24 protein-coding genes and 2 tRNA genes are annotated in these 25,516 nt (G+C 72.2%); 5 read left to right on the plus strand and 21 right to left on the minus strand.

The features are described 5' to 3' along the window. Window positions 1-332: 332 nt before the first annotated feature. A complete protein-coding gene (locus tag NHL53_RS09785) occupies window positions 333-1,109 on the minus strand; it encodes an aminotransferase class IV (protein WP_433776680.1) in 777 nt (258 codons plus the stop codon). A gap of 197 nt (window positions 1,110-1,306) precedes the next feature. Here NHL53_RS09785 and NHL53_RS09790 point away from each other — a divergent pair, with 197 nt between their 5' ends. Then, the gene (locus NHL53_RS09790) at window positions 1,307-1,903 is read left to right on the plus strand and encodes an anthranilate synthase component II (RefSeq protein WP_433776681.1); all 597 of its coding nucleotides are present in this window, start codon (window positions 1,307-1,309) and stop codon (window positions 1,901-1,903) included. Further along, window positions 1,896-3,302, plus strand: coding sequence for an anthranilate synthase component I family protein (locus NHL53_RS09795; protein WP_433776682.1), 1,407 nt, complete (start codon window positions 1,896-1,898; stop codon window positions 3,300-3,302). Before NHL53_RS09790 ends, NHL53_RS09795 begins: the two co-directional genes overlap by 8 nt. A gap of 38 nt (window positions 3,303-3,340) precedes the next feature. Here the strand turns inward: NHL53_RS09795 and NHL53_RS09800 are convergent, their stop codons facing one another. From NHL53_RS09800 to NHL53_RS09815, 4 genes are read right to left on the minus strand one after another with little or no spacing between them, the layout of a single operon-like run. Beyond that, the gene (locus tag NHL53_RS09800) at window positions 3,341-4,237 is read right to left on the minus strand and encodes a carbohydrate ABC transporter permease (RefSeq protein ID WP_433776683.1); all 897 of its coding nucleotides are present in this window, start codon (window positions 4,235-4,237) and stop codon (window positions 3,341-3,343) included. Next, the gene (locus NHL53_RS09805; protein WP_433776684.1) at window positions 4,234-5,196 is read right to left on the minus strand and encodes a carbohydrate ABC transporter permease; all 963 of its coding nucleotides are present in this window, start codon (window positions 5,194-5,196) and stop codon (window positions 4,234-4,236) included. The genes NHL53_RS09800 and NHL53_RS09805 overlap by 4 nt, the downstream gene beginning before the upstream one ends. A gap of 3 nt (window positions 5,197-5,199) precedes the next feature. Next, window positions 5,200-6,513 carry an ABC transporter substrate-binding protein gene (locus NHL53_RS09810; RefSeq protein ID WP_433776685.1) on the minus strand — a complete coding sequence of 438 codons (1,314 nt, stop codon included), beginning with the start codon at window positions 6,511-6,513 and terminating at the stop codon, window positions 5,200-5,202. 40 nt (window positions 6,514-6,553) lie between these two features. Beyond that, window positions 6,554-7,783 carry an aminotransferase class V-fold PLP-dependent enzyme gene (locus tag NHL53_RS09815; RefSeq protein WP_433776686.1) on the minus strand — a complete coding sequence of 410 codons (1,230 nt, stop codon included), beginning with the start codon at window positions 7,781-7,783 and terminating at the stop codon, window positions 6,554-6,556. 149 nt (window positions 7,784-7,932) lie between these two features. On the opposite strand from NHL53_RS09815, the gene NHL53_RS09820 reads away from it, so the two are divergent. Beyond that, the gene (locus tag NHL53_RS09820; protein ID WP_433776687.1) at window positions 7,933-8,634 is read left to right on the plus strand and encodes a FadR/GntR family transcriptional regulator; all 702 of its coding nucleotides are present in this window, start codon (window positions 7,933-7,935) and stop codon (window positions 8,632-8,634) included. A gap of 41 nt (window positions 8,635-8,675) precedes the next feature. On the opposite strand, the gene NHL53_RS09825 is transcribed toward NHL53_RS09820, so the two are convergent. From NHL53_RS09825 to serS, 5 genes are all read right to left on the minus strand, one after another. Next, window positions 8,676-8,767 (minus strand) — tRNA-Ser (locus NHL53_RS09825). Window positions 8,768-8,838: 71 nt separating this feature from the next. Beyond that, window positions 8,839-10,146: an LCP family protein gene (locus tag NHL53_RS09830; protein ID WP_433776688.1), complete on the minus strand. Its 1,308-nt coding sequence runs from the start codon at window positions 10,144-10,146 to the stop codon at window positions 8,839-8,841. A gap of 196 nt (window positions 10,147-10,342) precedes the next feature. Next, window positions 10,343-10,427: transfer RNA gene (locus NHL53_RS09835), tRNA-Ser, on the minus strand. A gap of 121 nt (window positions 10,428-10,548) precedes the next feature. After that, window positions 10,549-11,445, minus strand: a complete 897-nt coding sequence (locus tag NHL53_RS09840; RefSeq protein WP_433776689.1) for an HAD family hydrolase — start codon at window positions 11,443-11,445, stop codon at window positions 10,549-10,551. Next, entirely contained in the window at window positions 11,442-12,710 is a 1,269-nt protein-coding gene (serS, locus tag NHL53_RS09845) for a serine--tRNA ligase (RefSeq protein WP_433776690.1), read from the minus strand. The genes NHL53_RS09840 and serS overlap by 4 nt, the downstream gene beginning before the upstream one ends. Window positions 12,711-12,768: 58 nt before the next feature. Between serS and NHL53_RS09850 the strand changes: the two genes are divergently transcribed. Next, window positions 12,769-13,788, plus strand: a complete 1,020-nt coding sequence (locus NHL53_RS09850) for a diacylglycerol/lipid kinase family protein (protein WP_433776691.1) — start codon at window positions 12,769-12,771, stop codon at window positions 13,786-13,788. On the opposite strand, the gene cls is transcribed toward NHL53_RS09850, so the two are convergent. Together cls and NHL53_RS09860 are read right to left on the minus strand one after the other, a co-directional pair. After that, a complete protein-coding gene (gene cls, locus NHL53_RS09855) occupies window positions 13,769-15,229 on the minus strand; it encodes a cardiolipin synthase (protein ID WP_433776692.1) in 1,461 nt (486 codons plus the stop codon). The genes NHL53_RS09850 and cls overlap by 20 nt on opposite strands. 71 nt (window positions 15,230-15,300) lie before the next feature. Next, window positions 15,301-15,489: a hypothetical protein gene (locus tag NHL53_RS09860; RefSeq protein WP_433776693.1), complete on the minus strand. Its 189-nt coding sequence runs from the start codon at window positions 15,487-15,489 to the stop codon at window positions 15,301-15,303. Window positions 15,490-15,614: 125 nt separating this feature from the next. Here NHL53_RS09860 and NHL53_RS09865 point away from each other — a divergent pair, with 125 nt between their 5' ends. Next, window positions 15,615-16,808 (plus strand): DUF4192 family protein, encoded by a 1,194-nt coding sequence (locus NHL53_RS09865; protein ID WP_433776694.1) that lies wholly within the window; start codon window positions 15,615-15,617, stop codon window positions 16,806-16,808. On the opposite strand, the gene lysS is transcribed toward NHL53_RS09865, so the two are convergent. The 9 genes from lysS to folE all read right to left on the minus strand — a co-directional run bounded on the left by lysS (window position 16,801) and on the right by folE (window position 25,515). After that, entirely contained in the window at window positions 16,801-18,321 is a 1,521-nt protein-coding gene (gene lysS / locus NHL53_RS09870) for a lysine--tRNA ligase (protein ID WP_433776695.1), read from the minus strand. The genes NHL53_RS09865 and lysS overlap by 8 nt on opposite strands. A 109-nt stretch (window positions 18,322-18,430) precedes the next feature. After that, on the minus strand, window positions 18,431-19,138 hold the full coding sequence (locus NHL53_RS09875) for a DUF2520 domain-containing protein (protein ID WP_433776696.1): 708 nt from the start codon (window positions 19,136-19,138) through the stop codon (window positions 18,431-18,433). A 693-nt stretch (window positions 19,139-19,831) separates the two neighbouring features. After that, window positions 19,832-21,535 (minus strand): PH domain-containing protein, encoded by a 1,704-nt coding sequence (locus tag NHL53_RS09880; RefSeq protein ID WP_433776697.1) that lies wholly within the window; start codon window positions 21,533-21,535, stop codon window positions 19,832-19,834. Then, the gene (locus tag NHL53_RS09885; protein WP_433776698.1) at window positions 21,532-22,740 is read right to left on the minus strand and encodes a PH domain-containing protein; all 1,209 of its coding nucleotides are present in this window, start codon (window positions 22,738-22,740) and stop codon (window positions 21,532-21,534) included. The genes NHL53_RS09880 and NHL53_RS09885 overlap by 4 nt, the downstream gene beginning before the upstream one ends. Then, on the minus strand, window positions 22,691-23,179 hold the full coding sequence (locus tag NHL53_RS09890; protein WP_433776699.1) for a DUF3180 family protein: 489 nt from the start codon (window positions 23,177-23,179) through the stop codon (window positions 22,691-22,693). The genes NHL53_RS09885 and NHL53_RS09890 overlap by 50 nt, the downstream gene beginning before the upstream one ends. Next, window positions 23,176-23,709 carry a 2-amino-4-hydroxy-6-hydroxymethyldihydropteridine diphosphokinase gene (gene folK / locus NHL53_RS09895; RefSeq protein ID WP_433776700.1) on the minus strand — a complete coding sequence of 178 codons (534 nt, stop codon included), beginning with the start codon at window positions 23,707-23,709 and terminating at the stop codon, window positions 23,176-23,178. Before folK ends, NHL53_RS09890 begins: the two co-directional genes overlap by 4 nt. Continuing rightward, the gene (folB, locus tag NHL53_RS09900; protein WP_433776701.1) at window positions 23,706-24,080 is read right to left on the minus strand and encodes a dihydroneopterin aldolase; all 375 of its coding nucleotides are present in this window, start codon (window positions 24,078-24,080) and stop codon (window positions 23,706-23,708) included. The genes folK and folB overlap by 4 nt, the downstream gene beginning before the upstream one ends. Beyond that, window positions 24,077-24,874 carry a dihydropteroate synthase gene (folP, locus tag NHL53_RS09905; protein ID WP_433776702.1) on the minus strand — a complete coding sequence of 266 codons (798 nt, stop codon included), beginning with the start codon at window positions 24,872-24,874 and terminating at the stop codon, window positions 24,077-24,079. Before folP ends, folB begins: the two co-directional genes overlap by 4 nt. Then, on the minus strand, window positions 24,871-25,515 hold the full coding sequence (folE, locus tag NHL53_RS09910) for a GTP cyclohydrolase I (RefSeq protein WP_433776703.1): 645 nt from the start codon (window positions 25,513-25,515) through the stop codon (window positions 24,871-24,873). The genes folP and folE overlap by 4 nt, the downstream gene beginning before the upstream one ends. Window position 25,516: the final 1 nt, after the last annotated feature.

A 25,516-nucleotide genomic window follows, 5' to 3' on the forward strand; every position in this document is an offset into this window, starting at 1 on the left:
TTGCCCGAGTCGCGAAAACGCACCTTCCCAAGAGCCGTACCCGTGCGTTTCACAGACCCGAACGGATCTCCCGCGACCCGAATCGCGGAAGTGCATGCTCCCGAGCACCGGGAACGTGTGTTTCCCAGACCCGAACAGATCCGCCACCCGCCACGTCGCGAGAACGCACCTTCCCAAGAGCCGCACCCGCGCCTTTCGCAGACCCGAACGGATCTGCCGCCGCCCGGGTCGCGAAAACGCACCTTCCCAAGAGCCGTACCCGTGCGTTTCGCAGACCGGAACGGACCCGTCACCGCCCGAGCCGCGGAAACGCGTGGCAGGCGACGCCGCTCTCAGACCGCGGCGCCCTCGATCTCCGCGTACGCCACCCGGAGCCGCGCGAAGACCGGGTGATCCGCGGGCCAGGCGACCTCGTCGATCGCGGCGAGGGGGCGGACTCCCGCGCCCGATCCCGTGATGAACGCAGCCTCGAACGCCGCGAGGTCCCCGAGCTCCACGCGGCGCGAGGCCCCGCCCGCGGCTCCCGCGAGGAGGTCGCGGGTCACGCCGGGCAGCGCGGCACCGTCGGGCCAGACGATCTCGTCGCCCGCGACGAATCCGAGGTTCCACGTCGGCCCCTCGGAGAGAGCCCCGGTCTCGTCGACGAACACGGCGTCGTCGAAGCCGGCGCGCTGCGCGAGGCGCCGTTCGCGGAGCGCGCCGAACAGGCCGACGTGCTTGATCTCGGGGGTCTGCCGCCCGAAGCGCACCGACCGCACCCGCATCGGCGGCGACGCGGAGGCCGACACGGGGCGGGGCGTCACGAGGATCCTCGGATGCGCGTCGGCGCCCGGCCGCTCGAGCCGCAGGTCCGGATCGAACACGGTGATGCGCGCGATGACGCTCGGGGGCTCGTCGGCGATCGCCTCTCGGATGCGCCGTCGCACGAGATCCGGGTCGAGGTCGACGTCGAACAGCGCGCGGGCGTCGGTCGCGAGCCGCTCGAGGTGGAGGCCCAGCCCCTTCACGCGGCCGTCGTCGACGCGCACGGTCGTGAAGTGCGCGAGGCCGAGGAACGCGAGGGACTGCATCTCGCGCAGGGTGACCGGCGCGCCGTCGAGCTGCTGCATGGACCCATCGTCCCACCCGCGTCCGACGCCGGTGCGTTCTCTCGGAGAGGAAGAGGGAGGAGCCCCGCCCCGACCGCGAGAACACGCCCCTCTCCGTGCGCGCCTCCAGATGATCGCGTTCTCGCGGAGGAGGGGATCCCCGCCCGGCCCGCAGCCCCGAGAACCGCGGCCGCCCGCGGATGGCGGACAATGGATCCATGCCGCCTGCGTCCCCGAGCCGTCGCGTGCTGCTCGTCGACAACTACGACTCGTACACGGGCAGCATCGCGCAGATCATCTGGGCGGCCACGGGCGACGAGCCCCTGCTCGTGCAGAACGACCGCGTCGATCTCGACGCGCTCGACGCGTTCTCGCACGTCGTGATCGGCCCCGGTCCCGGCACCCCGCACCGCGCGGAGGACGCCGGCCGCGTGCCCGAGGTGCTGCGGCGAGCGCGCGTGCCCGTGCTCGGCGTCTGCTTCGGGTTCCAGGCGATGGCCGCGGCTCTCGGCGGATCCGTCGTCGCCGCTCCCCGTCCCGCGCACGGTCTCGTGGACGAGATCGCGCACGACGGATCCGCGCTCTTCTCCGGCGTGCCCGAGCGCTTCGAGGCGGTGCGCTATCACTCCCTCGTCGTCGCCGAGCCGGCGCCCCTCGCGATCACGGCGCGCTCCCGCGACGGGCTCCCGATGGCGGGGGCGGCGCCCGAGCGGCGCTGGTTCGGCGTGCAGTTCCATCCCGAGTCGATCGGCACGGGCCACGGACCGCGCCTCGTGGAGAACTTCCTCGCGATGCCGGGAGGCCCGCATGTCTGAGCGGATCCGCGGGTCCTGGCATCTGCAGCGCGACGACGTCCCCTTCTCGGGCGACGTCGACGCTCTCTTCGCGCACCTCTACGGCGACCGCCCGGAGGCGCTGCTGCTCGACAGCGCCCAGCGCGCGTACGGGATGGGGCGGTTCTCGATCCTCGGCGCCCCCGAGACGCCGCGCGATCACCTCGTCGAGCTCGCGCCAGACGGATCCGTGCGGGTGGGCGGCGAGCCGCGCGCGGGCTCGGTATGGGACGTGCTCGCGGATCTCGTCGACGCCCACCCGGTCGAGCCCGCGGACGACCTGCCCTTCGCGGGCGGGTACGTCGGATCCATCGGGTACGGGGCGAAGGACATCGGTGCGGCGCGCTCGGGCGCGGGCCCCGACGCGCAGCTGCTGCACCTCAGCCGCTTCCTCGTGCTCGACCACGACGCCCGCCGCCTGACGGCCGTCGCCGTGGGCCCCGCCGCGGACGGCCCCGAGGCGCGCGCGTGGATCGAGGGCGCCCTCCGCCGCGCGGCGCAGACGCCCGCCCTGCCCTCCCCCGCCGATCCGGACCCTCGGGGGCCCGCGACGGCGACCGTGACCCGCGAGCGGTACATCGCCGATCTCGGTCGGATCAGGGGCTGGCTCGAGGCCGGCGACTCGTACGAGGCGTGCTACACGTACACGCTGGGGTTCCCGTTCGCGGGCGACGCGTTCGCCGCCTACCGGCGCCTGCGCCGCCGGAACCCGGCGCCGTACGCCGCGTTCCTGCGTCTGCCGGGCCGCGAGATCCTCTCGTGCTCGCCCGAGCGGTACCTCCGGGTCTCCCCCGCCGGCTGGGCCGAGACGAAGCCCATCAAGGGCACCGCTCGGCGGGCAGGGGATCCCGCGGCGGACGCGCGGGCGGCGCGCGAGCTCGCGGCGGATCCGAAGACCCGCGCCGAGAACCTCATGATCGTCGACCTGCTGCGCAACGATCTCGGCCGCATCAGCCTGCCGGGCACGGTCGAGGTGCCGCATCTCATGGCGGTCGAGTCGTACGCGAGCGTGCATCAGCTCGTCACGTCGGTGCGCGCGAAGCTCCGCCCCCGCGACGCGGCGGGGGTGCGCGCCGCCGAGGCCCTGTTCCCGCCCGGGTCGATGACGGGCGCCCCGAAGAGGCGCACGGTCGAGCTGCTCGACGCTCTCGAGGCGGCGCCCCGCGGCGTCTACTCGGGCGTCGTCGGATGCTTCTCGCGCTGCGGATCCGTGGATCTGTCCGTCGTGATCCGCACGGCGGTGATCGCGGACGGCCGCGCGACGATCGGCACGGGAGGCGCCATCACGATCGACAGCGACCCCGACCAGGAGGCCGACGAGACCGTCGCGAAGAGCGACGCCCTCCTCACCGCCTTCGGCCGCACCCACCCGTTCGCGTGACGCGGCGGGGCCCCTCCCTGCCCCGCCGCGCGAGCGACTCACTCCTTCACGGATCCGGCCGTGAGCCCCTCCACGATCCAGCGGCTCGCGAGCGCGAACAGCACCATCGTCGGCAGGATCGTCAGCACCGCGGCGGCGGCCATCGGGCCCCACGCGATGTTGAACGTCGAGATGAACCCGTTGAGCGCCGAGGGCACGGTCTTGTTCATGTCGGAGTTGATGAGGATCACCGACAGGAACAGCTCGTTCCAGCAGTTGACGAAGTTGAAGATGAACGCCGCCACGATGCCGGGGGTCATGACGGGCACGAGCACGCGGAACAGCGCGCCGAGCCGCGAGCACCCGTCGATCATCGCCGCCTCCTCGAGCGCGTCCGGCACGTTCTCGAAGAACCCGCGCAGCATCACGGTCGAGAACGGGATGCAGACCGCGATGTACACGAGGATCAGGCCGGGCTTCGAGTCGACGAGGCCCAGATCGGCGAGCATCGAGTACAGCGGTCCGAGCGCGATGAAGGTCGGGATCATCTGCGTCAGGAGGAACGCGATGAGGACCGCGCCCTTGCTGCGGAACTCGAACCGCGCGAGCACGTAGGCGCTCAGCAGCGCGATGAGCGTCGCCGTCGCCCCCGCGAGGAGGGCCACGACCGCGGAGTTGCCGAGGAACACCCCGAAGTTCGAGGTCTCGAACAGGCCCCGGTAGTTGTCGAGCGACGGCTCGGTCGGCCAGTACTCGAGGGGGAACCGGTTGATGGATCCGGGCGATTTGAACGACGTCACCGCGATCCAGTACAGCGGGAACAGCGTGAGCACCAGCCAGATCCCGAGGCCCACCACCTTGGCGACGCCCGTCGCCGTGATGGGCTTCCTCGGCCTGCCGGCCGGGCGTCGGCGCGGCGGGGCGCCGCCGGTCGTGACCACCTGCGTCGCGTTCATGAGCGGGCCGCCTTCCTCATCGCCAGCAGGTAGAACGCGCAGAACACGAACAGGACGGCCATGACGAACAGGCCGATCGCGCTCGCGAGGCCGTAGGCGCCCTGCTGGGTGTAGTCGATCATCCACGTGGTGATGATGTGGGTCTGGTTCGCGGGACCTCCGCCCGTCATCGCGTAGATGATGTCGGGGAAGTTGAAGATCCAGATGACCCGCAGAAGCACCGTGAGGAACAGCGTCGTCGAGATGTACGGGATGACGATCGAGAAGAGCTGACGGGCCTTGCCCGCGCCGTCGATGCTGGCCGCCTCGAGCACCTCCTCGGGAACCGACTGCAGCGCCGCGAGGATCATGATCGCGAAGAACGTCACGCCGTACCAGATGTTCGCGATGAGCACCGCGATCATCGCGAGCTTCGGATCCGCGAGCCACGGGAGGGGCTGGTCGATCAGGCCCGCCTTCATGAGCAGGTCGTTGACGACGCCGAACTCGGCGCTGAACATCCAGCGGAACAGCAGGCCGATGAGGAATCCCGACACGGCCCACGGGAAGAACACGAGCGCCTGGTAGAGCCCGCGGAACCGGAAGCGCCGACGCAGGGCGAGGGCGATGAGGAACCCGATGACGAACTGCGGCACGAGGGATCCGACGACCCACAGCACGGTGTTGCCCGCGATGGTCGAGAACGCCGGATCGCGCAGGACGGTCAGGAAGTTCTGCATGCCGACCCAGGGGGTCGACGTGAGATCCCAGAGGTTCCAGTCGTGGAACGCCATGCGGGCGCCCTGCAGCATCGGCCAGTAGGTGAACCAGCAGACGAAGACGATCGCGGGCGACAGGAAGGCCAGCAGCGTGAGCGCCTGACGCCGCCCGAACGAACGACGTCGACGGCTCGGGGAGGGCGTCCGGGAGGCCGCACGGCGGGGTGCGGCCTCCCGTCGCGTGTCAGAGGCGGCGGTCACGTGTCACTGCCCCGCGTACTTCTCGACCCAGTAGGCGTCCCAGTCGGCGAGCAGATCCTCGGGGGTCGTGTTGCCGAGCAGCATGTTCTGCAGGTCCTGATCGGCCTTCTGGCCCCACTCGGTCCACCAGCTCTCGCCGCGGGGCTGGACGACGTTGACGTAGGTGTCCGGGTTCTCCGTCATCTCGACGTAGCTCGTCCAGGGCCCCTCCTTGTAGAAGTCGTCGTCCGCGGCCGACTCGATGATGGGCACGAGGCTGTTCTCCTGCGCGAACTGCGTCGCGGGCTCCTCGCCCGCGAGGAACTCGACGAGCTTGACCGCCTCCTCCTTGTGCGCGCTCGCCTCGGCGACGCCCCAGCCCGCCATCGCGAGCGGCTGCGCGGCCTGGCCCGTCGGCCCCACGAGCAGGGGCGCGGTCGCCCACTGGTCGTCGGAGATGGTCGTCGACTGCTGCACCGTGGCGATGACCTCGGGATCCTGGAGGAGGAACGCGGTGGATCCGTTGGTGAATCCCTCGACCATCTCGGGGTAGCCCCACGAGACGGCCGACGGCGGCGACGCCGTCTCGAACAGCTCGAGGTACAGCTCCATCGCGTCCAGCGCCTCGGGCGCCGAGAAGATCGTCGAGCCGTCCTCCAGCAGGAAGGCGTTCTCGAGATCGAGGTCGTCCATCACGTACGCCTCGATGGGGATGACGGCGTTGGAGTAGCCGTTCACTCCCCCGCGGAAGGCGTAGCCGTACGCGTTCTGCGAGGGATCCTGGATCGCCTGCGCCTGCTCGAGCAGCTCCTCCCAGCTCGTGGGCGGGCCGTCGAAGCCCGCCTCCTCGACGAGGTCGGTGCGGTAGAACAGCGACAGCCCGTAGAAGCCGTAGGGCAGCAGATAGGTCCCGCCGTCCGGGCTCTCGGAGGCCGCGCGGGCGTTCTCGGTGAGGGCGTCCCAGCCGTCCCAGTCGGCGAGGTCGTCGGTCATGTCGTAGAGCCACCCGTTGTTCGAGAACGGCCCGACCGTCAGGTCGCGCACCTCGAGCACGTCGACGCCGGTGCCTGACTGGAGCATCTGCTGCAGCTTCTGGTCGGCCTGGTCGGTGGGCGGAGAGACGAGCTTCACGGTCACGCCGGGGTTGTCGGCTTCGAACTCGTCGAGCAGCCCGCGGATGAGTTCGGTGCGGGCGGGGTTGGTGAGGCTCTCGACCATCTGCAGCGTCACGTCGCCGCCATCGCCGCCGGTGGTTCCACCCCCGCCCGAGCAGCCGGCCAGGGCGAGCGCGGCGGCGGTGCCGAGCCCGGTGACGAGGGTGATGCGGGTGCGTTTCATGTCGCGTCCTTCTTCTCGGGGTGGGGGATTCGCGGTGGGGTCAGGCCGGGAGGCGCTCGTCGGCGAGCGCGAAGATCTGGGGCACGGCGCGCTCGGCGAACGCCTCGAAGTCGCGCGTCTCCGTGTAGAGGTGCGCGGACAGGCGCAGGTAGCCGATGCCCTCGAAGCTCGTGAACGCGGCCTCGATGCCGGTGAGGTCGAGCAGGCGCATGCGCAGCTCGTCCGCGTCCTCGCGCGCCCGGCCGAGCCCGTCCGGCAGGCGCACAAGCCGCATCGACGGGACGGGGGAAGGCACGGAGACGAGGGCCTCGCCGCTGACGCGCGACTGCATCGCGTCGGCGATGATCCGGGCTCCCTGGTCGGCGAGGTCGGACATCGTCTCGCGCGTGCGCGCCCAGCCGTACTCGCGTTCGACGAACGAGATCGCGCGCGGCGCGGCCAGGTACGTCGTCGCGTCGATCGTGCCCTGCGTGTCGAATCGGGCGGGGAACGGCTCGTTCGCCCCCCACGAGTCGATCAGCGGCCAGAGCTCGTCGCGGTCGGGCGCTTCGGTCGCGAGGATCGCGGCTCCGCGAGGCGCGCACGGCCACTTGTGGAGGTTGCCGAACCACCAGTCGCCGCCCGTGTCCGCCGCGGCGTCCGGTACGAGCCCCGGCGCGTGGGCGCCGTCGACGAGCACGCGCGCACCGCGGTCGTGGGCGATCCGTGCGATCTCCTTCGTGGGGAACCGGCGCGCGGTCGGCGAGGTGATCTGATCCACGACCACCAGCCGCGTGCGATCGGAGAGCGCCTCGGCGAAGAGGCCCACGACCTCGTCGTCGGTCGCGAGGAGCGGGATCCGCACGACGCTCAGCCGCGCGCCGAACCGCGCCGCGAGGCGCCGTGCGCCCATCGACACGGCCCCGTAGCCGTGGTCGGTCACGAGGATCTCGTCGCCCGTCTCGAGCCGGAGGGCGTTGTAGACCACGGTCGCCGCCGCCGACGCGTTGGGCACGAAGACCGTGTCGTCGGCGTCGACGCCGAGGAACGGTGCGATCTCCGCGCGCGCGGCGCCCACGTACTCGCCCAGGCGGGGGAACCAGCCGACCGGGCTGCGGTCGGCCTCCGCGCGCAGCTCGTCCTGATAGCGCACGACCTCGGTCGGCACGGCGCCGAACGAGCCGTGGTTGAGGTGGACGATGTCGGGGTCGAGCGGCCAGGCCTCGCTGGCGGGACGGCCGTCGGCGAACGTCGCCTGCAGGCGTGCGGACGCGGGAGCGGAAGCGGGCATTCAGGATCCTCTCGGGTATCTCGTCGGACAACCCTGCCACGAACGCCGCCATAATCCCACCCCTACGAGGCGTACGACTCGGATTCGTCCGACAACTGTGACGTGAGTGAAACATCGCCGGTGCGCCGAGACATGGAAGAGTAGAGGCCATGAACGGGAAGAGCGCGCTCGACCAGGCGCTGCAGGGGGTGCGCGCGCTCATCGCCGACGGCACGCTGCGCGCCGGGGACCGACTGCCGAGCGAGGGAGAGCTCAGCGAGACCATCGGCGTCTCGCGCGGATCCGTCCGCGAGGCGATCCGCATGCTCGCCGCGCTGGGCGTCGTCGACACGCGTCACGGATCCGGGAGCTTCGTCGCGGACCTCCGCGCGGCCGACGTGATCCGGAGCCTCTCGCTGACCGTCGGGTTGCTCCCCCTCGAGTCGGTCCTCGAGCTCTACGAGCTGCGCCGCGTGCTCGAGGCGCACGCCGCATCGCTCGCGGCGGCCCGGTGCTCCGGCGCGGAGCTCGACGAGCTCGGCGCGATCCTCGACGAGCTGGAGGTGCTCGACGACGACGATGACATCTCGCGCCTCGACCATGAGTTCCACCTGCGCGTCTCGCAGATCAGCGGCAACGAGGCCCTCGGCGCGCTGCTCGCCGTCATGCGGTCGCGCTCCCGCGCGTATCGGATCTTCACGACCGAGGACGCCGACGAGATCAAGCGCCTCTCCGACGCGGGGCATCGTGCGATCCTCCGCGGGCTCGCCGAGCGCGACCCCGTCTCGGCCTCGGCGGCCGCCGCCGCGCACGTCTCCCAGACCGAGGTCTGGCTGCGCAAGCACCGCCCCGCAGCATCGACGGAGGAGTGACCCCGAAACGCCGAGAACCCCTGCCTGAGCAGGGGTTCTTCTGGCGGAGACGGGGGGATTTGAACCCCCGGTCGAGTTTAACCCCGACCCTTCATTAGCAGTGAAGTCCGTTCGGCCGCTCCGGCACGTCTCCTCGTGCGCTCACCAGGTGGCGCACTCGTCCATACTAACCCGATCGCGCGGTCACGTCGAAACGGGCGTGTCTCAGAACAGGCCGGCGCTCGGCGTGCAGGAGACCTCCTGGTCGGCGCTCGAGCCGCGCACGCTCTCCGGCAGGCGGAGCGTGCCGTCGCCCTCGCCCTCGCCCTCGCCGGGGACGGCCTCCTCCGCACTCTCGTCAGCCGGCGGCTGCTCGCCCTCGACGGGCTGCTCCCCCTCGACGGGGACCTCCTCGTCCACGGGTTCCTCCCCGCCGACCTGGATCGACTGGTTGGCCTCCAGGGCGTCGGAGATCATCTGCCACGTCGCGACATCGGGGGCGACGCGATTCGTGTCGCCCACGTAGTCGACGGCGGGGAACTGGATGAACGTGTAGTCCTCCGGCGGCACTCCCGCGGCCGCGCCGCCGATCTGCACCATCGCGAGCGGATCCGTGAGGCCGTTCGACAGCGTCGCGTTCTCGACCGTCGCCTTCGCGATCCGGAGCATCCTCCCGACGTTGCCGAGGGTCTCCTCGCTCACGAGCTTGCGCACGAGGGCGCCCATGTAGACCTGCTGGTTGCCGATGCGCGACAGGTCGCTGCCGTCGCCGATGCTCTTCCGCACGCGAAGGAACTGCAGCGCCTCGATGCCGACGAGCGTGTGCGGGCCCGCTTCGAGGGTCAGGCCAGTGTTGTCGGGATCGTGGATCGGCTCCTGCACGCACACGTCGACGCCACCGATCGCGTTCGTGATGTCGATCACGCCGCCCCAGGTCATCATCGCCGCGTGCGTGATGGGCAGACCCGTGAGCTCCTGCGCGGTCTTCGCGACGCAGGGCAGGCCGCCGACCGCATATGCCTCGTTGAACTGCGCGACCTGCACGGCGGGCTGGACCGTGCCGTCCTGCGCCTGGCACTCGGGCCGCGAGGTCATCATGTCGCGCGGAATGCTGATCACCGTCACCCGCCGCGGCTCCGGCGAGATGTGCACGACCATGGTCACGTCGTTCAGCTGGCCCGCGAAGGAGTCCTTCTGCGCCTCGACCAGCTCGGGCGTGCAGCGTCCGCCGAAGTCGTCGAGCAGCTCCTCCTCGCACTTGTCGATGCCCGTGACGACGATGTTCACCGCCTCGTTCGGCAGCACGTCGACCTTCGGCGGCTCGGTGTCCTGCCCCTCCAGCGTCACCGCGTTGGCGTTCAGCGAGCCCATGAGGTCGCTGTAGACGTACGCGCCCACGCCGAGCGTCGCCACGAGGACGGCGGAGAGCGCGAGGCCCAGGCCCTTCAGCAGCTGCCGAGGCACGCCAGGCGAGCGCAGCTTCGTGTGGCGGGCAACCGGGCCGCGCCAGGGCGTCTTCGACGGACTCGTCACGCGAGCTCCTTCCTGGCCGGCAGGCGGCGAGCGCCCCCGGACACGACAGCGGAGGGTGTGGGATTCGTCCCTCCCGCCCCTCCGAGGCGCGCTTCGCGCCCCGCGGAGCCTCCGGCGGCAGGGGCCCACCTGAAGGTTCGAACCCGCTCCGCCTGATGTCGTGTCCCGGGACCCTCCGGGCCCCCGGACACGACAGCGGAGGGTGTGGGATTCGAACCCACGACACATTTCTGCGTGCTGGTTTTCAAGACCAGTTCCTTCGGCCGCTCGGACAACCCTCCCGTGGCGGGCAGCCCGCCGACAGGAGGCGAGTCTAACCGACCCGGATCAGCGTCATCGTGCCCCGACGACCTGGGGCGCGCCTGGGCGGGACCTTTCCCCGCGCGGAGAGCGCCGGATCCGTCAGGCGGGAGAGAAGACCGCGCCGAGGCGGCGGAGGGCGTTCGCCACGCCCCCGGAGTGCACGTCGCCCGTCGTCTCCGTCGCGTGCTGCGAGACCTCCGGCAGGGCCTGCCCCATCGCGATCGCGCGGCCGCCGACCTGACCGGCCCACTGCAGCATCTCGATGTCGTTGCGTCCGTCGCCCATCACGACCACCCGCGACGGATCGATGCCGAGCATCTCGCGCACCTGCGCGAGAGCGGTCGACTTGTCGATGCCCTGCGGCGCGATGTCGAGCCACGCCGACCACCCGACCGAGTACGACACCTGCTGCAGCCCGAGCCCCGCGACCACGTCGACGAACTCGTCGCTCGTGTGCTGAGGCGAGACGACCACGACGCGGGTGACCTGCTGCCCCTTCATCTCGTCGATCGTCACGCAGCGCGCATCGGGGCGCGACAGATCCCAGTCGCCCAGGAAGCGCGTGAACAGCCGGGCCCCGTCGCCCAGCTCGACCATGTAGGTGGCGTCGGGCAGCTGCAGCGAGAGGTGCTCCAGCACCTCGGTCGCGTCGAACGTCTCGATGATGCGGCGCCGGTAGTCGGTCGCGCACGTCGTGTCGCGCTCCATGATCGTCGCGCCGTTCGCGCACACGACGTACTCGGGCGTGAGCCCCAGCCAGACGAGCACGGGATAGGTCGCCTCCCAGCTGCGTCCCGTCGCGAGCGTCACGATGTGGCCGCGCTGCGCCGCCTCCCGCACCGCCGCCGGCACGCCGGGGCTGAACGACTCGTCCTCCAGCAGCACGGTGCCGTCGATGTCGAGCGCGATGAGCATCCGCTCGTCGTCGGGCACGACAGGCGGCCGCCCGGTCTCCGGGTCCACCGGCTGGAGGCCCGGCCGATCGAGGTCGCTCACGCGATCGGCTCCAGCACCTCGAGCCCGCCCATGTAGGGGCGCAGCGGCTCGGGGACCACGACGGATCCGTCCTCGCGCTGGTGCGTCTCGAGGATCGCGACGATCCAGCGCGTCGTCGCGAGCGTGCCGTTGAGCGTCGCCACGGCCTGCGTCTTCCCGCCCGCCTCGGGGCGGTAGCGGATGTCGAGACGGCGCGCCTGGTACGTGGTGCAGTTCGACGTCGACGTGAGCTCGCGGTAGGCGTCCTGCGTCGGCACCCACGCCTCGGTGTCGTACTTGCGCGCGGCGCTGGATCCGAGGTCGCCGGCGGCGACGTCGATGACGCGATACGCGAGCCCCAGGGAGCCGAGCATCTCCTCCTCGAGCGCGAGGAGGCGCTCGTGCTCCGCCTCGGCGAGCTCCGGCGCGCAGTACACGAACATCTCGAGCTTGTTGAACTGGTGCACGCGGATGATGCCGCGGGTGTCCTTGCCGTGCGACCCCGCCTCGCGGCGGTAGCAGGTCGACCAGCCCGCGTAGCGCAGCGCGCCCTCCGGCAGATCGATGATCTCGTCCTTGTGGTAGCCGGCGAGCGCGACCTCGCTCGTGCCGACGAGGTACTGGTCGTCGTCGCCCAGGTGGTAGATCTCATCGCTGTGCTCGCCGAGGAAGCCGGTGCCGGCCATGATCTCGGGGCGCACGAGCGTCGGCGTGATCATCGGCGTGAAGCCGTTCTTCAGCGCCTGGTCGAGGGCGTAGTTCATGAGCGCGAGCTCGAGGCGGGCGCCGACGCCTTTGAGGAAGTAGAACCGCGCGCCCGACACCTTCGCGCCGCGCTCCATGTCGATCGCGCCGAGCTTCTCGCCCAGCTCGAGGTGGTCGCGCGGAGCGAAGTCGAAGGTCGGGATCTCGCCGACCTCGCGGATCGTGACGAAGTTCTCCTCGCCGCCCGCGGGGACGCCGTCGAGCACGACGTTCTCGATGCGGTCGACGGCCGTGCGGAACGCCTCCTCGGCCTCGTTCGCCGCGGCCTGCGCCTGCTTGACGCGCGCCGCCAGCTCCTTCGCCTGGGCGACGAGCGCGGGCTTGTCCTCCTTCGGCGCCTTCGCGACGGTCTTGCCGAAGGCGTTCTGCTCGGCGCGGAGCTGCTCGAAGGCCGTGAGCGATCGACGGCGCTCCTCGTCGGCCGCCAGCGCGGCGCGCACCGTGTCGGGGGAGTTGCCGCGCGCCACCTGCGAGCGCGTGACGGCGTCGGGGTCTTCGCGGAGCAGAGCCAGATCGATCACGCCTGCCAGTCTACGGGGCGCGCCTCCGGGAGCCCTCCCGCCGCCTAGAGTGAAGGCCATGGCACGAGCACGCCAGCCGCGGGGGCGCGCCGCCCTCGTGTTCAACCCCGTGAAGGTCCGCGATGCGGCGCGCCTGCGCGCGCAGGTCGTGCGCGCCTCGAGAGAGGCCGGCTGGGCGCGCCCGCTCGTGCGCGAGACGACGATCGAGGATCCCGGGCAGGAGGCCACGCGGGCCGCCCTCGAGGCGGGAGCCTCCGTCGTGCTCGTCGCGGGCGGCGACGGCACGGTGCGCGCGGTGTCGGAGGCGATGCGCGGATCCGGCGTGCCCCTCGCGATCGTGCCGAGCGGCACGGGCAACCTGCTCGCCCGCAATCTCTCGCTGCCGCTCGACGCCCCCGAGGGGATGGTGCGCGCGGCGTTCACCGGCGACGTGCGGGCGATCGACGTGGGCGTCGCGCGCCTCACCCGGCCGTCCGGCGAGACGGAGGAGCACGTGTTCGTCGTGATGGCGGGGATGGGCCTCGACGCCGCGATGATCGCGAACACCAACCCCCGGATGAAGAAGCAGATCGGCTGGGTCGCGTACGTCGACGGCGCCGCCCGCTCGCTCCCCGACGCGAAGCCGTTCCGCATCGCCTACCAGTTCGAGGGACGGGGCCTCCACTCGGCGAAGGTGCAGAGCATCCTGTTCACCAACTGCGGCGCGCTGCCGGCGGGTATCGCGCTCGTGCCAGACGCGCGCATCGACGACGGCCTGCTCGACGTCGCCCTCATCCAGCCGGCCGGGCCCCTCGGCTGGCTCGGCGTGTGGCGCCGGATCTGGTGGGACAACTCGGTGCTGCGCCGGTCGCGCCTCGGCCGCCGCGTCGTCGCGCGCACGCGCAACCAGTCGATCCGCTACCTGACCGGCACCGGCATCGAAGCGGCCTGCCCCGATCCGCACCCCGTGGAGGTCGACGGAGACGAGCTCGGCGAGGCGACGCGGATCCGCTGCGTCGTGGATCCGGGAGGGCTGCTCGTCGCGGTGCCGCGCGGGCATCGCGTCGCGCCGGGCCCTCTCACTGCAGAGCGCTCGTGAGCCGGGCGAGGTTGTCGAGCACGCGCGAGCGGAGCGGCTGCGCCGCCCACTCCTCCAGCGTGAGCTCGCGGCTCTGCGTGCGATAGTCCTGCTCGACCTCGCGCAGCTGCTCGACGAACTCGCCGCCGCGCACGAGCAGCGACACCTCGAAGTTCAGGCCGAACGACCGCATGTCCATGTTGCTCGAGCCGATGACGGCCGTCTCGTCGTCGATCGAGAGGCTCTTCGTGTGGAGGATGTACGGCTCGCGGTACATCCAGATGCGCACCCCGGCGCGCAGCAGATCCTCGTAGTAGCTGCGCTGCGCGTGGTAGACCATCGCCTGGTCGCTCGTCTCGCTGACGAACAGCTCGACCTCGACGCCCCGGGCGCACGCCGCCGTCACAGCCCGCATCAGCGCCTCGTCGGGGATGAAGTAGGGGCTGACCATGATCGCCTTGCGCTGCGCGGCGTAGAGGAGGCTCACGAACATGAGCAGGTTGTTCTCGGCCTCGAATCCGGGGCCGGAGGGCACCACCTGGCAGTCGTAGTCGTCGCTTCCCGGCGACACCCTGGCGAGGTCGACGCCGTCGGGGACGATGCCGGTCTCGCTGTAGTAGTCGGTGAGGAACACGGCGTCGACCGAGCGCACGACCGGGCCGTCGAGGCGCACCATCGCGTCGACCCACTGCAGGCCCCGGCGGATGTTGCGCGGCACGTTGTACGACGGATCCGTCATGTTCTGCGACCCGAGGAAGGCGACCTCGCCGTCGACGATCACCAGCTTGCGGTGGTTGCGCAGGTCCGGGCGCTGGAACTTGCGCTGCAGGGGCTGGAGCGGCAGGAGCAGGTGCCAGTCGGCCCCCATCGCCTCGAGGCGCTCCTTCGTCTGACCGTGCAGGGGCTTGGAGAGGTTCGCCCAGTGGTCGAGCAGCACGCGCACGGCGACGCCGCGGGAGCAGGCGTCCTCCAGCGCGCGGAAGAAGGGCTCCGTCGCGGCGTCGGCCTTCAGGATGTAGAACTCGACGTGCACGTACTTCTCGGCGCGGCGCACCGCCTCGGCCATCGCGTCGATGCTCGCCTGGTAGTCGGAGATGATCCGCACGCCGTTGTCCCCCGACAGCGGAAGCGCGCCGAGGCTTCGGTTCATGCGCACGAGCGACGAGAACCACTCGGGCGGATCCGGCAGGAGCGTGCCGAGCTCGAGGTGCTCGTTCGCGTCGCGGAGCACCTGGTTGACTTCGGCCTGGATGTCGCGGCGCTTCTTCGGCAGGCGCGGATTGCCGATGAGCAGGAAGAACAGCACCCCGGGCACGGGGAGGAAGTAGATGAGCAGCAGCCACGCCATCGCCGACGTCGGACGCCGCCCCGGCGGCACGAACATGATGGACGTGATGCGGATCGTCATGTCGACGAGGAAGACGAAGGCGACCCATGCGGTCGACAGCGACAGCCACTCCATGCCGCCCCTCCCGCCGTCGGTCGTCTCGAGCCTAGGGCATGCGCGTCATGGCGCATGCCGCGGCGGGCGCGTCAGCTCTTCTGCGGGGCGTCCGCCGGAGGCAGGCCGCGCTTGGCGCGCTCCTCCGCCTCGATGTCGGCGTAGACGCGACGCTCCGTGCGGTCGAAGCGCAGGATGTTCCGCAGGATGAAGAAGAACAGCACGGTGATCACGACCGTGGGCGCAAGCGACCAGAGCGCCGCGGCGAGATAGCTGTCCATGCCCCCATCCTACGCGAGCGCCCCTGAGCGGGGCCCGGGCCGCGACCCCGCGTCACAGCGCGGGATCCCCACTCCCGGCCTGTGGACAGGCGGGTCGCGGCGCGCGGGCGGCGAAGGATCGATGCATGACCACCACGATCCCCATCCCCTCCCCCGCCCACCTGCTGCGCACCCTGCCGGCGCTGCTCGGATGCCTGCCGCGCGAGAGCCTCGTGCTCGTGCCGCTGCGCGAGGGCCGCAGCTGCGGCGCCCTGCGCATCGACCTGCCGCGCCCCGAGGAGATCGCGCAGGTCGCATCGACCTCCGTCGGCTCGCTCTGCCACGTCCCCGGCGTCGACGCCGCGGTCGTCGTCGTGCTCACCGACGCCCCGGCGCGCGACGGCGCGGGGCTCGCGCACGACCCGCTCGTCGCGGCGGTCTCGGATCGCCTCGGCTCCTGCGGCATCGAGGTTCGAGACGAGCTCCTCGTCGCCGGCGACGCCTGGTGCCGGTACGCCGAGGGTGACGAGCGCCCCCTCGACGAGATCGCCCCCGACCGCGACGAGCACCTCGCCGATCGCGACCAGCACGCGGGCGCCGACCTTCCCGAGGGCCATCCCGGCCGGCGCGTCGAGGTCCGGGCGGCGCTCGACGCGTTCTCGCGCACGGCGTCCGCCCTCCTGCGCCTCGACGACGACGCGGTGCTCGGCGAGCCCGTCGTCTGCGGGTCGCGCGAGGTCGACCCGCATGCCGCCGCGCGGCTCACGGCGTCCGACGCCGACCTGCCTGCGCTGTTCGAGGCGGCGCTGGAGTGGGGTCCGGACCTCGTGGATCCGTACGACGTCGCCCTGCTGCTCACGCGCTGGCGCAGTGCGTCGCTGCGCGACGTCGCGCTCGCCCAGTGGGCGGGAGACCTCGCGGAGGGGCGCCGCGCGCTCGCCTTCCAGGAGCGATGGGCCGACGGAGACCGCCGCCTGCCCGAGGGGCCTGTGCGCCTCCTCGGCGAGGGCCCGCGGCCGGATCCCCGACGCCTGCGGCGGGCGCGCGACCTCGTGCGGGCGGTCGCCGCGCTGGCGCCCGATGCGCACCTCGCGGGATGCCTCGCGATGTGCGCCTGGCTGTCATGGGCGCTCGGATCCTCCACCCACGCCGCGCACTACGCCGCGCTCGCCCTCGACCGCGAGCCCGGCCACGGGCTCGCCGACATCGTCCGGCGGCTCGTCGACGCCGCGCGGCTGCCGCAGTGGGCCTACGACGAGTTCGGGGCGACGCTCGACCGCGCCGGGGTCCCCGCCGAGGGCTCGACGCCCGCGGTCACCCCGGCGGCGCCGGTCACTTGACGAGCGGGAAGAGGATCGTCTCGCGGATGCCGAGGCCCGTGATCGCCATGAGCAGACGGTCGATGCCCATGCCCATCCCGCCGGTCGGCGGCATGCCGTGCTCGAGGGCGCGCAGGAAGTCCTCGTCGATGCGCATCGCCTCGTCGTCGCCGCGGTCGGCGAGCTTCGCCTGCTCGACGAAGCGCTCGCGCTGGATGACCGGGTCGACGAGCTCCGAGTACCCCGTCGCGAGCTCGAAGCCGCGCACGTACAGGTCCCACTTCTCGACGACGCCGGGCACCGAGCGGTGCTCGCGCACGAGGGGGCTCGTGTCGACGGGGAAGTCCATGACGAAGGTGGGGCGCTCGAGGCCCGTCTTCACGAAGTGCTCCCACAGCTCCTCGACGAGCTTGCCGTGCGTGGCGTGCGGGGGAACCTCCACGTCGCTCCGCTCGGCGAGAGCGAGCAGCTCTTCGAGGGAGGTCTCGGGGGTGACCTCCACCCCGGCGGCCTCGGACAGCGAGGGATACATCGACACGCGGTCCCACTCGCCACCGAGGTCGTAGTCGGTGCCGTCGGCCCACGTGACCGTCGTCGTCCCGGCCACGGCGCGCGCGGCGTTCTGCACGAGCTCCTGGGTGAGGTCGGCGATGCCGTTGTAGTCGCTGTACGACTGGTAGGCCTCGAGCATGGCGAACTCGGGGCTGTGGGTCGAGTCGGCGCCCTCGTTGCGGAAGTTGCGGTTGATCTCGAACACGCGGTCGATGCCGCCGACGACGGCGCGCTTGAGGTAGAGCTCGGGCGCGATGCGCATGAACAGCTCGGTGTCGAACGCGTTCGAGTGGGTGACGAACGGGCGGGCCGACGCCCCTCCGGGCTGCACCTGCAGCATGGGCGTCTCGACCTCGACGAAGCCGTGGCCGGCGAACGTCTCGCGCAGGCTCTGGTTGGTCTTCGCGCGGGCGATCACGGTGGCGCGGGCCTGGTCGCGCACGATGAGGTCGAGGTAGCGCTGGCGCACCCGCGACTCCTCGCTGAGCTCGGTGTGCAGGTTCGGCAGCGGCAGGACCGCCTTCGAGGCCATGCTCCACGCGTCGACCATGATCGACAGCTCGCCGCGACGGCTCGAGATCACCTCGCCCGAGACGAACACGTGGTCGCCGAGGTCGACGAGCTCCTTCCAGCGCGCCAGCTCCTCGTCGCCGACCTTCGCGAGCGAGACCATCGCCTGGATCCGGGATCCGTCGCCCGCCTGCAGCGACGCGAAGCAGAGCTTGCCGGTGTTGCGGCTGAACACGACGCGACCCGCGACGCCCGCCGTCACCCCGGTCTCGGCGCCCGGCTCGAGCTCGCCGTACTCCTCGCGCAGGGCGGCGATGGAGGAGGTGATCGGCAGCGAGACGGGATAGGCGCCGCCCGCAGCGGAATCGCGCTCGGAGATCAGTCGCTCGCGCTTGCCGAGGCGCACGGCCTTCTGCTCGAAGATGTCCTCGTCGGGCTGGGCGTCGGCGTTCGGTGCGGGCGTCTCAGACATGCGCGTGTTCCTCATGCGGGTGGGTCGGGAAGGGCGCGCGACGACGCCGCGCACCGCGCCTCAGTCTAGGGGTGCCGCGCTGGGAGGCCCCTCCCGGATCCCGCGCCCGTCAGTCGGCCTCGGGAGGCAGATCGGGGATCGAGGGCGTCGCCTCGGCGAGCGCGTGATCCACGGTCGAGCGCACGAGCGACGACAGGAATCCGCCGGGGTTGTCGATGCCGATGCCTCGGAGGATCCCCGTGGCCTGCTGCACGATCTGCCGCGAGAACTCGCTCGCCGTCGCGATCGCCTCCGCGTACGCGGGCCGGTCACCCTCCGCGACGACGATCGGCTCGCAGCCCAGCTCGACGGCCAGCGCCTGCGCGATCGGCAGCACGGCGGACGGGGCCGTGACCGCCGCGTAGGTGGCGGCCAGCTGCCGCAGGTCGATCGACGTCCCGGTGAAGGTCATGGCCGGGTGCACCGCGAGCGGGATCGCCCCCTTCTCGGCGGCGGGCCGCAGCACCTCGATGCCGTGCGAGGCGTCGGTGTGCAGCACCAGCTGACCCATCTGCCAGTGGCCCGCCGCCGCGAGCCCCGACACGAGACCGGGCAGCTCGGCGCGCGGCACCGCGAGGACGACGAGCTCGCTGCGGCGCAGCACCTCGGGCTCATCGAGCACCGGCGCGTCGGGTAGCACCGCGCTCGCGCGCTCCTCGTCTGAGCCCCGCGTGATGCCCGTGATCGCGTGTCCGGCGCCGGCGAGCGCGGCGCCGATGACCGGCCCGACCCGTCCCGCGCCGACGATCCCGACACCCAGTCTTCCCTCGCGCTGCATCCCTCTAGCGTCGCACGCCCCGCCGGATCACGCCCGCCCCGCGCGTCCCCCGAGAGACGCGAAGGACGCATCCCTGCCGACGCGGATCGAGACTCGCACGACCCCGGCGACCGTGTCTCACGACATGCGGGAAAGAGCCACCCATACCCGCATAAATCGAGACATGTCCGACCCCGCCGACCGACCATGTCTCACGAAGTGCGGGAAAGCGGATCCGATACCCGCAGCAGACGAGACACGCTGCGCGCCTCCGCTCGCCCGGTCGTCGTGTCTCACGACAGGCGGGAAAGGGCCACCCATACCCACACGGATCGAGACACGCTCCGCACCGCCCAGCCGCCATGTCTCACGACATGCGGGAAAGGCGCGCTCATACCCGCACGAATCGAGACATGCTCGACCCCGCCGACCGACCATGTCTCACGAGGTGCGGGAAAGCGGATCCGATACCCGCAGCAAACGAGACATGCTCCGCGCTTCCGCTCTCCGTGTCTCACGACAGGCGGGAAAGAGCCACCCATACCCACACAAATCGAGACACGCTCCGCACCGCCCAGCCGCCATGTCTCACGACATGCGGGAAAGCGGATCCCATACCCGCACGAATCGAGACGCGCCCACCCACCGCCTCCTGTTTCGCACAGGGCAGGAGCCCAACGTCCGCGGCCGCGGCGGCCGAGACCGCGCCCGGTCTCAGGACCGGACCGGCTCCTCCGCCCAGCGATGCGTGTGGTCGGACTCGGCCGCCGCGACGGCCCCGCGGATCACGAGATACGCGAAGCGCTGCGCGTCCTCGCGGTCGAGCGACGTGATGTCGCCCGAGATCGGGCCGGGCACGACGTGGATCTGCATGGCCGCGAGCCCCATCCCGCGGGCGATCGGCCCCTGTCGCACCGACACGCCCTGCAGGCGCGCGAGGGGGAAGACCGCCAGACGGCGCAGCAGCAGGCCGCGGCGCAGCAGCACCGCATAGGAGGTCACGCGCACGCCCCGGCGATTCCACGCGAGAGGGTGCCAGATGCGGGCGCGCTTCGGCGTGGTCGTGAACGGATCCTGCGGCTGGGGGCCGAGGATGCCGTGCTCCCACGTGAACAGCGCGTCCTGCGCGGGTGCGTCCGGCAGGAGGAGCCCCACGACGCGCTCGACGTCGGCGCGCGTGCCGACCGGCAGGATCACCGCGTTCTGCTGCGCCTGGCTGCTGTTCTGCTGGGCCGCGGACCCGCCGCCCATCCGGTTGATGCGCACGCTCCACCAGCCGAACGGCCGCCACAGCAGGTTCTGCGTCACCTCGACCGCGTGCACGCGGCCGGGCGGGATCGTGCGGGTCACGGTCGTGAGCATGCCGCTCGTCACGCGCAGGCCGTCCGGCGTCGGGGCGATCGCGAAGCGGAAGCCCTTCTGCAGCGCGGACCAGACGATCGCGAAGGTCGCGAACACCATCGGGATCGCCGTGCCGAGCCCCGCGCTGAGGAGGATGACCGTGCGCTCGGGGCCGTCCTCGGTCAGGTAGATCGGCAGGAGCACCGCGAACACGACGATGAGGCCGAAGAACACGAGCCACACGAAGCCCGTGATCGCCTGCGAGGCGATGAGCCGTCCCACGGGGATCTTCACGAGGCTCTCGGGCACGACGTCGTCCTGGTCCACGCCGTGCACGATGTTCGTGACGTTCTCGCTGACCGTGTCGATCACGCGTCCGTGCGCGTCGCGCGGGCGAGCCGGTTGGCCGGTGCGGCGCTCCTCCTTGGCGGCGCGCGCGCCGGAGGCGAGGCGCAGGATGTCGGAGCGCACCCGCTCGGCGCGGTTCGCGCTGAGGTATTCGAGCGCGACGTCGGCGCCCGTTCCGGCGCCCTCGAGCGTGAGCTTCGCCATGCCGATGAGCCGGGCGGGGAAGGGACGCGTGAGGTTGACGCCCTGCACGCGGTCGAGCGGGGCCTGCCGCTGCGAGCGGAAGATGATGCCCTTCTTCACCTCGACGCTCTCCCCCGTCACGCGGAACTGGTGGAAGCGCCACACCATCCAGTACCCGAGGATGAAGGCGGCCACGAGCACGAGCGTCACGAGCAGCGCGATGAGGATGAGGTTGTTCGCGAAGATCCAGTCGAGCGGATCGAGCTCGCCGTAGTCGACGGCGTCGTCTTCGAGCTCGCCCGCCGGGGCGACGAAGCTGACGAACCAGTAGATCACGCGGTCGCGCATGCTGTTGAGCACGATGCCCGCGACGACGAGGAGCACGAGCCCGCCCTTGAAGAGCGGAGTCAGCGGGTGCAGGCGGTGCCACTCGCCGTCGACGAGCGACGAAGACCCGCCGCCGGGGAGGGCCGAGGCCGGCGCGCCCTCGTCCTGCCGGACGGCGGCGTCCTCGGGCTCGGGCGCCCCGGGGTGCGGGCCGGTCACAGCCCGGTCCTGCGGGTCTCGGCGACGTCGATGAGGGTGTCGCGCAGCTCCTCCGCCGCCTGCTGGGCCAGCCCCGGGATCTCGACGCCCGTCGTCGCCGCGGCCGTCACGAGCTTGAGCTTGGCGACGCCGAACATGCGGTCGAGGGGTCCGTGGGTGATGTCGATGAGCTGCATGCGCCCGTACGGGACGGCGACCATGCGCTGCCAGAGGATCCCCTTGCGGAAGACGATGTCGTCGCCGCGCAGCATGTAGCCGAGGGCCTTCGCCTGTCGCGGCAGGATGATGAGGCTGATGACCTGCATGAGGACGATGATCCCCGCCGGGATCCACACCCAGCTCTGGTCGAAGACGAAGAACACGACGCACGCGGCGATCACGACGAGCGCGAGCAGCACGACCTCCTGCAGCACCTGCGAGACGACGTACTTGCGGGAGATCTGGTGCCACGCGCCGTCGAGCGCGAGCCCCTGCCTGCGCGGCTCGCGGATGCGGTCGAACGTGCCCTCGTCGAGAGACGCCGGGGAGGCGACGGGCTCGCGCTCCGCGGGGAACTCGGGCTCCGTGACGACGGGGATGCCCGGCTCCGCGGGGGCCGGCTCCTGCGCGGGCGCGACGCCGGCCGGCCAGCCGGCGGGGGGCTGCGGGGCGGGCTGACCGGGAGCGGGTGCGCCGTACGCGGGAGGCGTCTCGGGTCGCGGCGCCCCGCCGTACGCCGGCGGAACGGGAGCGCCGTAGGGCGGCTGTCCCGGGGCGCCCGCCGGAGGCGGAACGGGAGCACCCAGCGACGGCTGTCCCGGGGTCGTCGCCGGAGCGCCATACGGCTGCTGTCCCGGCTCGCCCACCGGGGGCGGAACCGGGGCACCGGACGACGGCTGCCCGGCGCCCGCCGGAGGCGTGACGGGGGCTCCGGGCGCGGGATCGACGCGCGGGGCCGCGGGTGCCGCGGGCGGCGGCACGGGAGCGCCCGGCAGATCCGCCGCGGGCGCGGGCGGCACGGCGGGGGCCTGCGGAGCGGATCCGCCGGGTGCCGGGGCCTCCGGCGCGGGCCGGGCGCCGTCCTCCTGCCCGTCGGCGGGGGGCCGCTGACGCGAGCGTCGCAGCGGGGGCCCGTCGGGAGCCGCGGGCGCGGACCCCGTGTCAGGGGTCGCGTCGTCAGAACTCGGGTTCGGCTCCGGGCTCGGGGGCGTCTGGCTGTCGCTCATCAGGATCCTTCGGCAGGGTGCAGAGGTTCTCCGCGATGAGCGCCAGCACCACGAGGGCCAGCCCCGCGAGTACGGTGGCGATCACCGGCGCCAATGAGCCTAACCCGGGAGTCACCGGGCGCGTGAGAAGGAAGAGCAGCAGTCCGGCCCCCGCGCCGCCCACGAGCGCGCCGACGAGCGCCGACGCCTTCGCGAGCACCGCGATGCGCAGGGCGCGGAACGGATCCACCCGGGGGCCCTTCTCGCTCGTCACCGCGCGCCGCACCTGCCAGGCGAGCGCGAGGCAGCCGAGCCCGAGCAGCACGAGGAGGATCGGCAGCATCGTCGCGGGGGTGAACGTCGGGCGACCCGACGCGGTGAGCGCGTGGTCGAGGAGGAAGCCGGCCGCCGCCCCGGCGAGGGCGAACAGCGCGATCGTCGTCGCGCGGGTGCGGGTCATGTGCCCTCCCGCAGCCGCTCGAGCAGGGCGCGGACGGGCCCCCTCCCCGGGATCTCGGCGTCCGGATCGACCTGCAGCCACGGCGCGAGCACGAAGTCGCGCTCGTGGGCGCGGGGATGCGGGAGGGTGAGCGCCGGGTCGTCGGAGACGACGTCGCCGTAGGCGATGAGGTCGAGGTCGAGGGTGCGGTCGCCCCACCGCTCCCGCCGCACGCGGCCGTGACGATCCTCGATCTCGTGGAGCATCGCGAGCAGCATCGCGGGGGCGAGCCTCGTGCGCACGAGCGCGACCGCGTTGAGGTATCCGGGCTTCGTCTCGTCGGGCCCGTCGAGCGTCAGCGCGACCGACTCGATGGGGTCGGAGCAGACGACGCGGTCGGTCAGCGGCATCGCCGCGAGCGCGTCGACCGCGCCCGCGAGGGCGCCGTCGCGGTCGCCGAGGTTTGCCCCGAGCGCCACGACCGCGTCGACGGGCTCGGCCGCGTCGCGACGGGGGGCGTCGCGGATCGGCTCGGCGAGGCGGCGGCTCATCGCTCGCTCCTCGACCGCGTGATGCGCACCGACACGTCGTCGAACGGCGCGGCGATGGGCGCGTGCGGCTTGTGCACCGTGACGCGCACCTCGTCGACGCGCGGATCCTCGAGCACGGCGTCGGCGATGCGAGCGGCGAGCGTCTCGATGAGGTCGACGGGGTCGCCCTCGACGATGCGGACGACCCGCTCGGCGAGCTCGCCGTAGTGCACGGTGTCGGCGACGTCGTCCGACGCGGCGGCGGGGGCGAGGTCGAGCAGGAGGCGCAGGTCGATGCGGAAGTCCTGGCCCCGCTCGCGCTCGAATCCGAAGACGCCGTGCCGCCCGAAGGCGGTGAGGCCGGTCAGCTCGATCGCGTCGCGGGCGGTCATCGGGCTCCCTCCCACGCGTCGAGCACGGCGAGCGCGTCGCGGGTCGCGGCGACGTCGTGCACGCGCACGCCCCACGCCCCCGCCTGCTGGGCGAGGACGCTCGTGACGGCCGTGGCGAGGTCGCGCCGGTCGCGCGAGGCGTCGTCGCCGATGGCGCCGGCGAGGAACCGCTTGCGCGACGTGCCGACGAGCACGGGCGGCCCGATCCGGACGATCCGCTCGAGGCCGCGCAGCAGCTCCCAGTTGCGCTCCCCGGCCTTCGCGAAGCCGATGCCGGGGTCGAGCACGAGGCGTCCGGCGGGGATCCCCGCCTCCCCCGCCGCCGCGGTGCGCGCGGCGAGCTCGTCGGTCGTCTCGGCGACGATGTCGTCGTAGGAGGCGCGGGCGTACATGTCGGCCGAGGGGCCGCGCCAGTGTCCGATGACCAGCGTCGCCTCGGTCGCGGCGACCGCCGCGAGCATCCCGTCGTCGGCCAGGCCGCCCGAGACGTCGTTGACGATCGACGCCCCCGCGCGCACGGCGTCGGCCGCCACGTCGGCGCGGTACGTGTCGATGCTCACGACGGCGCCTGCGGCGGCGAGCCGCTCGACGACGGGCAGCACCCGGCGGCGCTCCTCCTCGGATCCCACGGGCTGCGCTCCGGGCCTGGTCGACTCGCCGCCCACGTCGAGGATGGTCGCGCCGGCGTCGCGCAGGGCCAGGCCGTGCGCGACCGCGTCGTCGGGGTCGGCGTGCTCGCCGCCGTCGCTGAACGAGTCGGGCGTGACGTTGACGACGCCCATGATCTCGATCACGGCGCGTCCCCGTCGCCCCCGCGCGGGGCGACGGGTGCCTCCGCCGCGCGGTTCTGCACGCCGATGATGATGTAGGCGGCCATCTCGGCGCGCGCGGCGGCGGTCGCGAGCTCCCCGCGCGCCGCGACCGTCACGGTCGAGGCGTCGGGACGGGCGTCGCCGCGCATCGTGAGGCACTCGTGGGCCGCGTCGAGCATCACGAACACGCCCTTGGCCTCGAGCGCTGTGGCGATCGCGTCGGCGACCTGCTCGCCGAGGCGCTCCTGCACCTGCGGGCGGGAGGCGACGATGTCGATCACCTTGGCGAGGGAGCCGATCCCCACGACCCGATCGCCCGGCAGGTACGCGATGTGCGCGCGGCCTGCGAAGGGCAGCAGGTGGTGCTCGCAGATCGACCGGAACCGGATGTCGCGCACGAGCACCGCGCCGGTCGGCGCCGTCTCGGGAGCGGGCCCGTGGGAGACGTCGATCGTGCGCTGCAGCGGCTCGGTCGCGTCGCGCCCGAGCCCCGAGAAGAACTCCTCGGCGGCCTGCGCGACGCGGGCGGGCGTCTCGCGCAAGCCAGGGCGATCCGGATCCTCGCCGATCGCGAGGAGGAACTCGCGGGTGAGCTCGCGCACCCGCTGCTGGTCGACCGTCACC

The sequence above is a fragment of the Microbacterium sp. gxy059 genome, from assembly GCF_050958665.1.
Classification (GTDB): domain Bacteria; phylum Actinomycetota; class Actinomycetes; order Actinomycetales; family Microbacteriaceae; genus Microbacterium.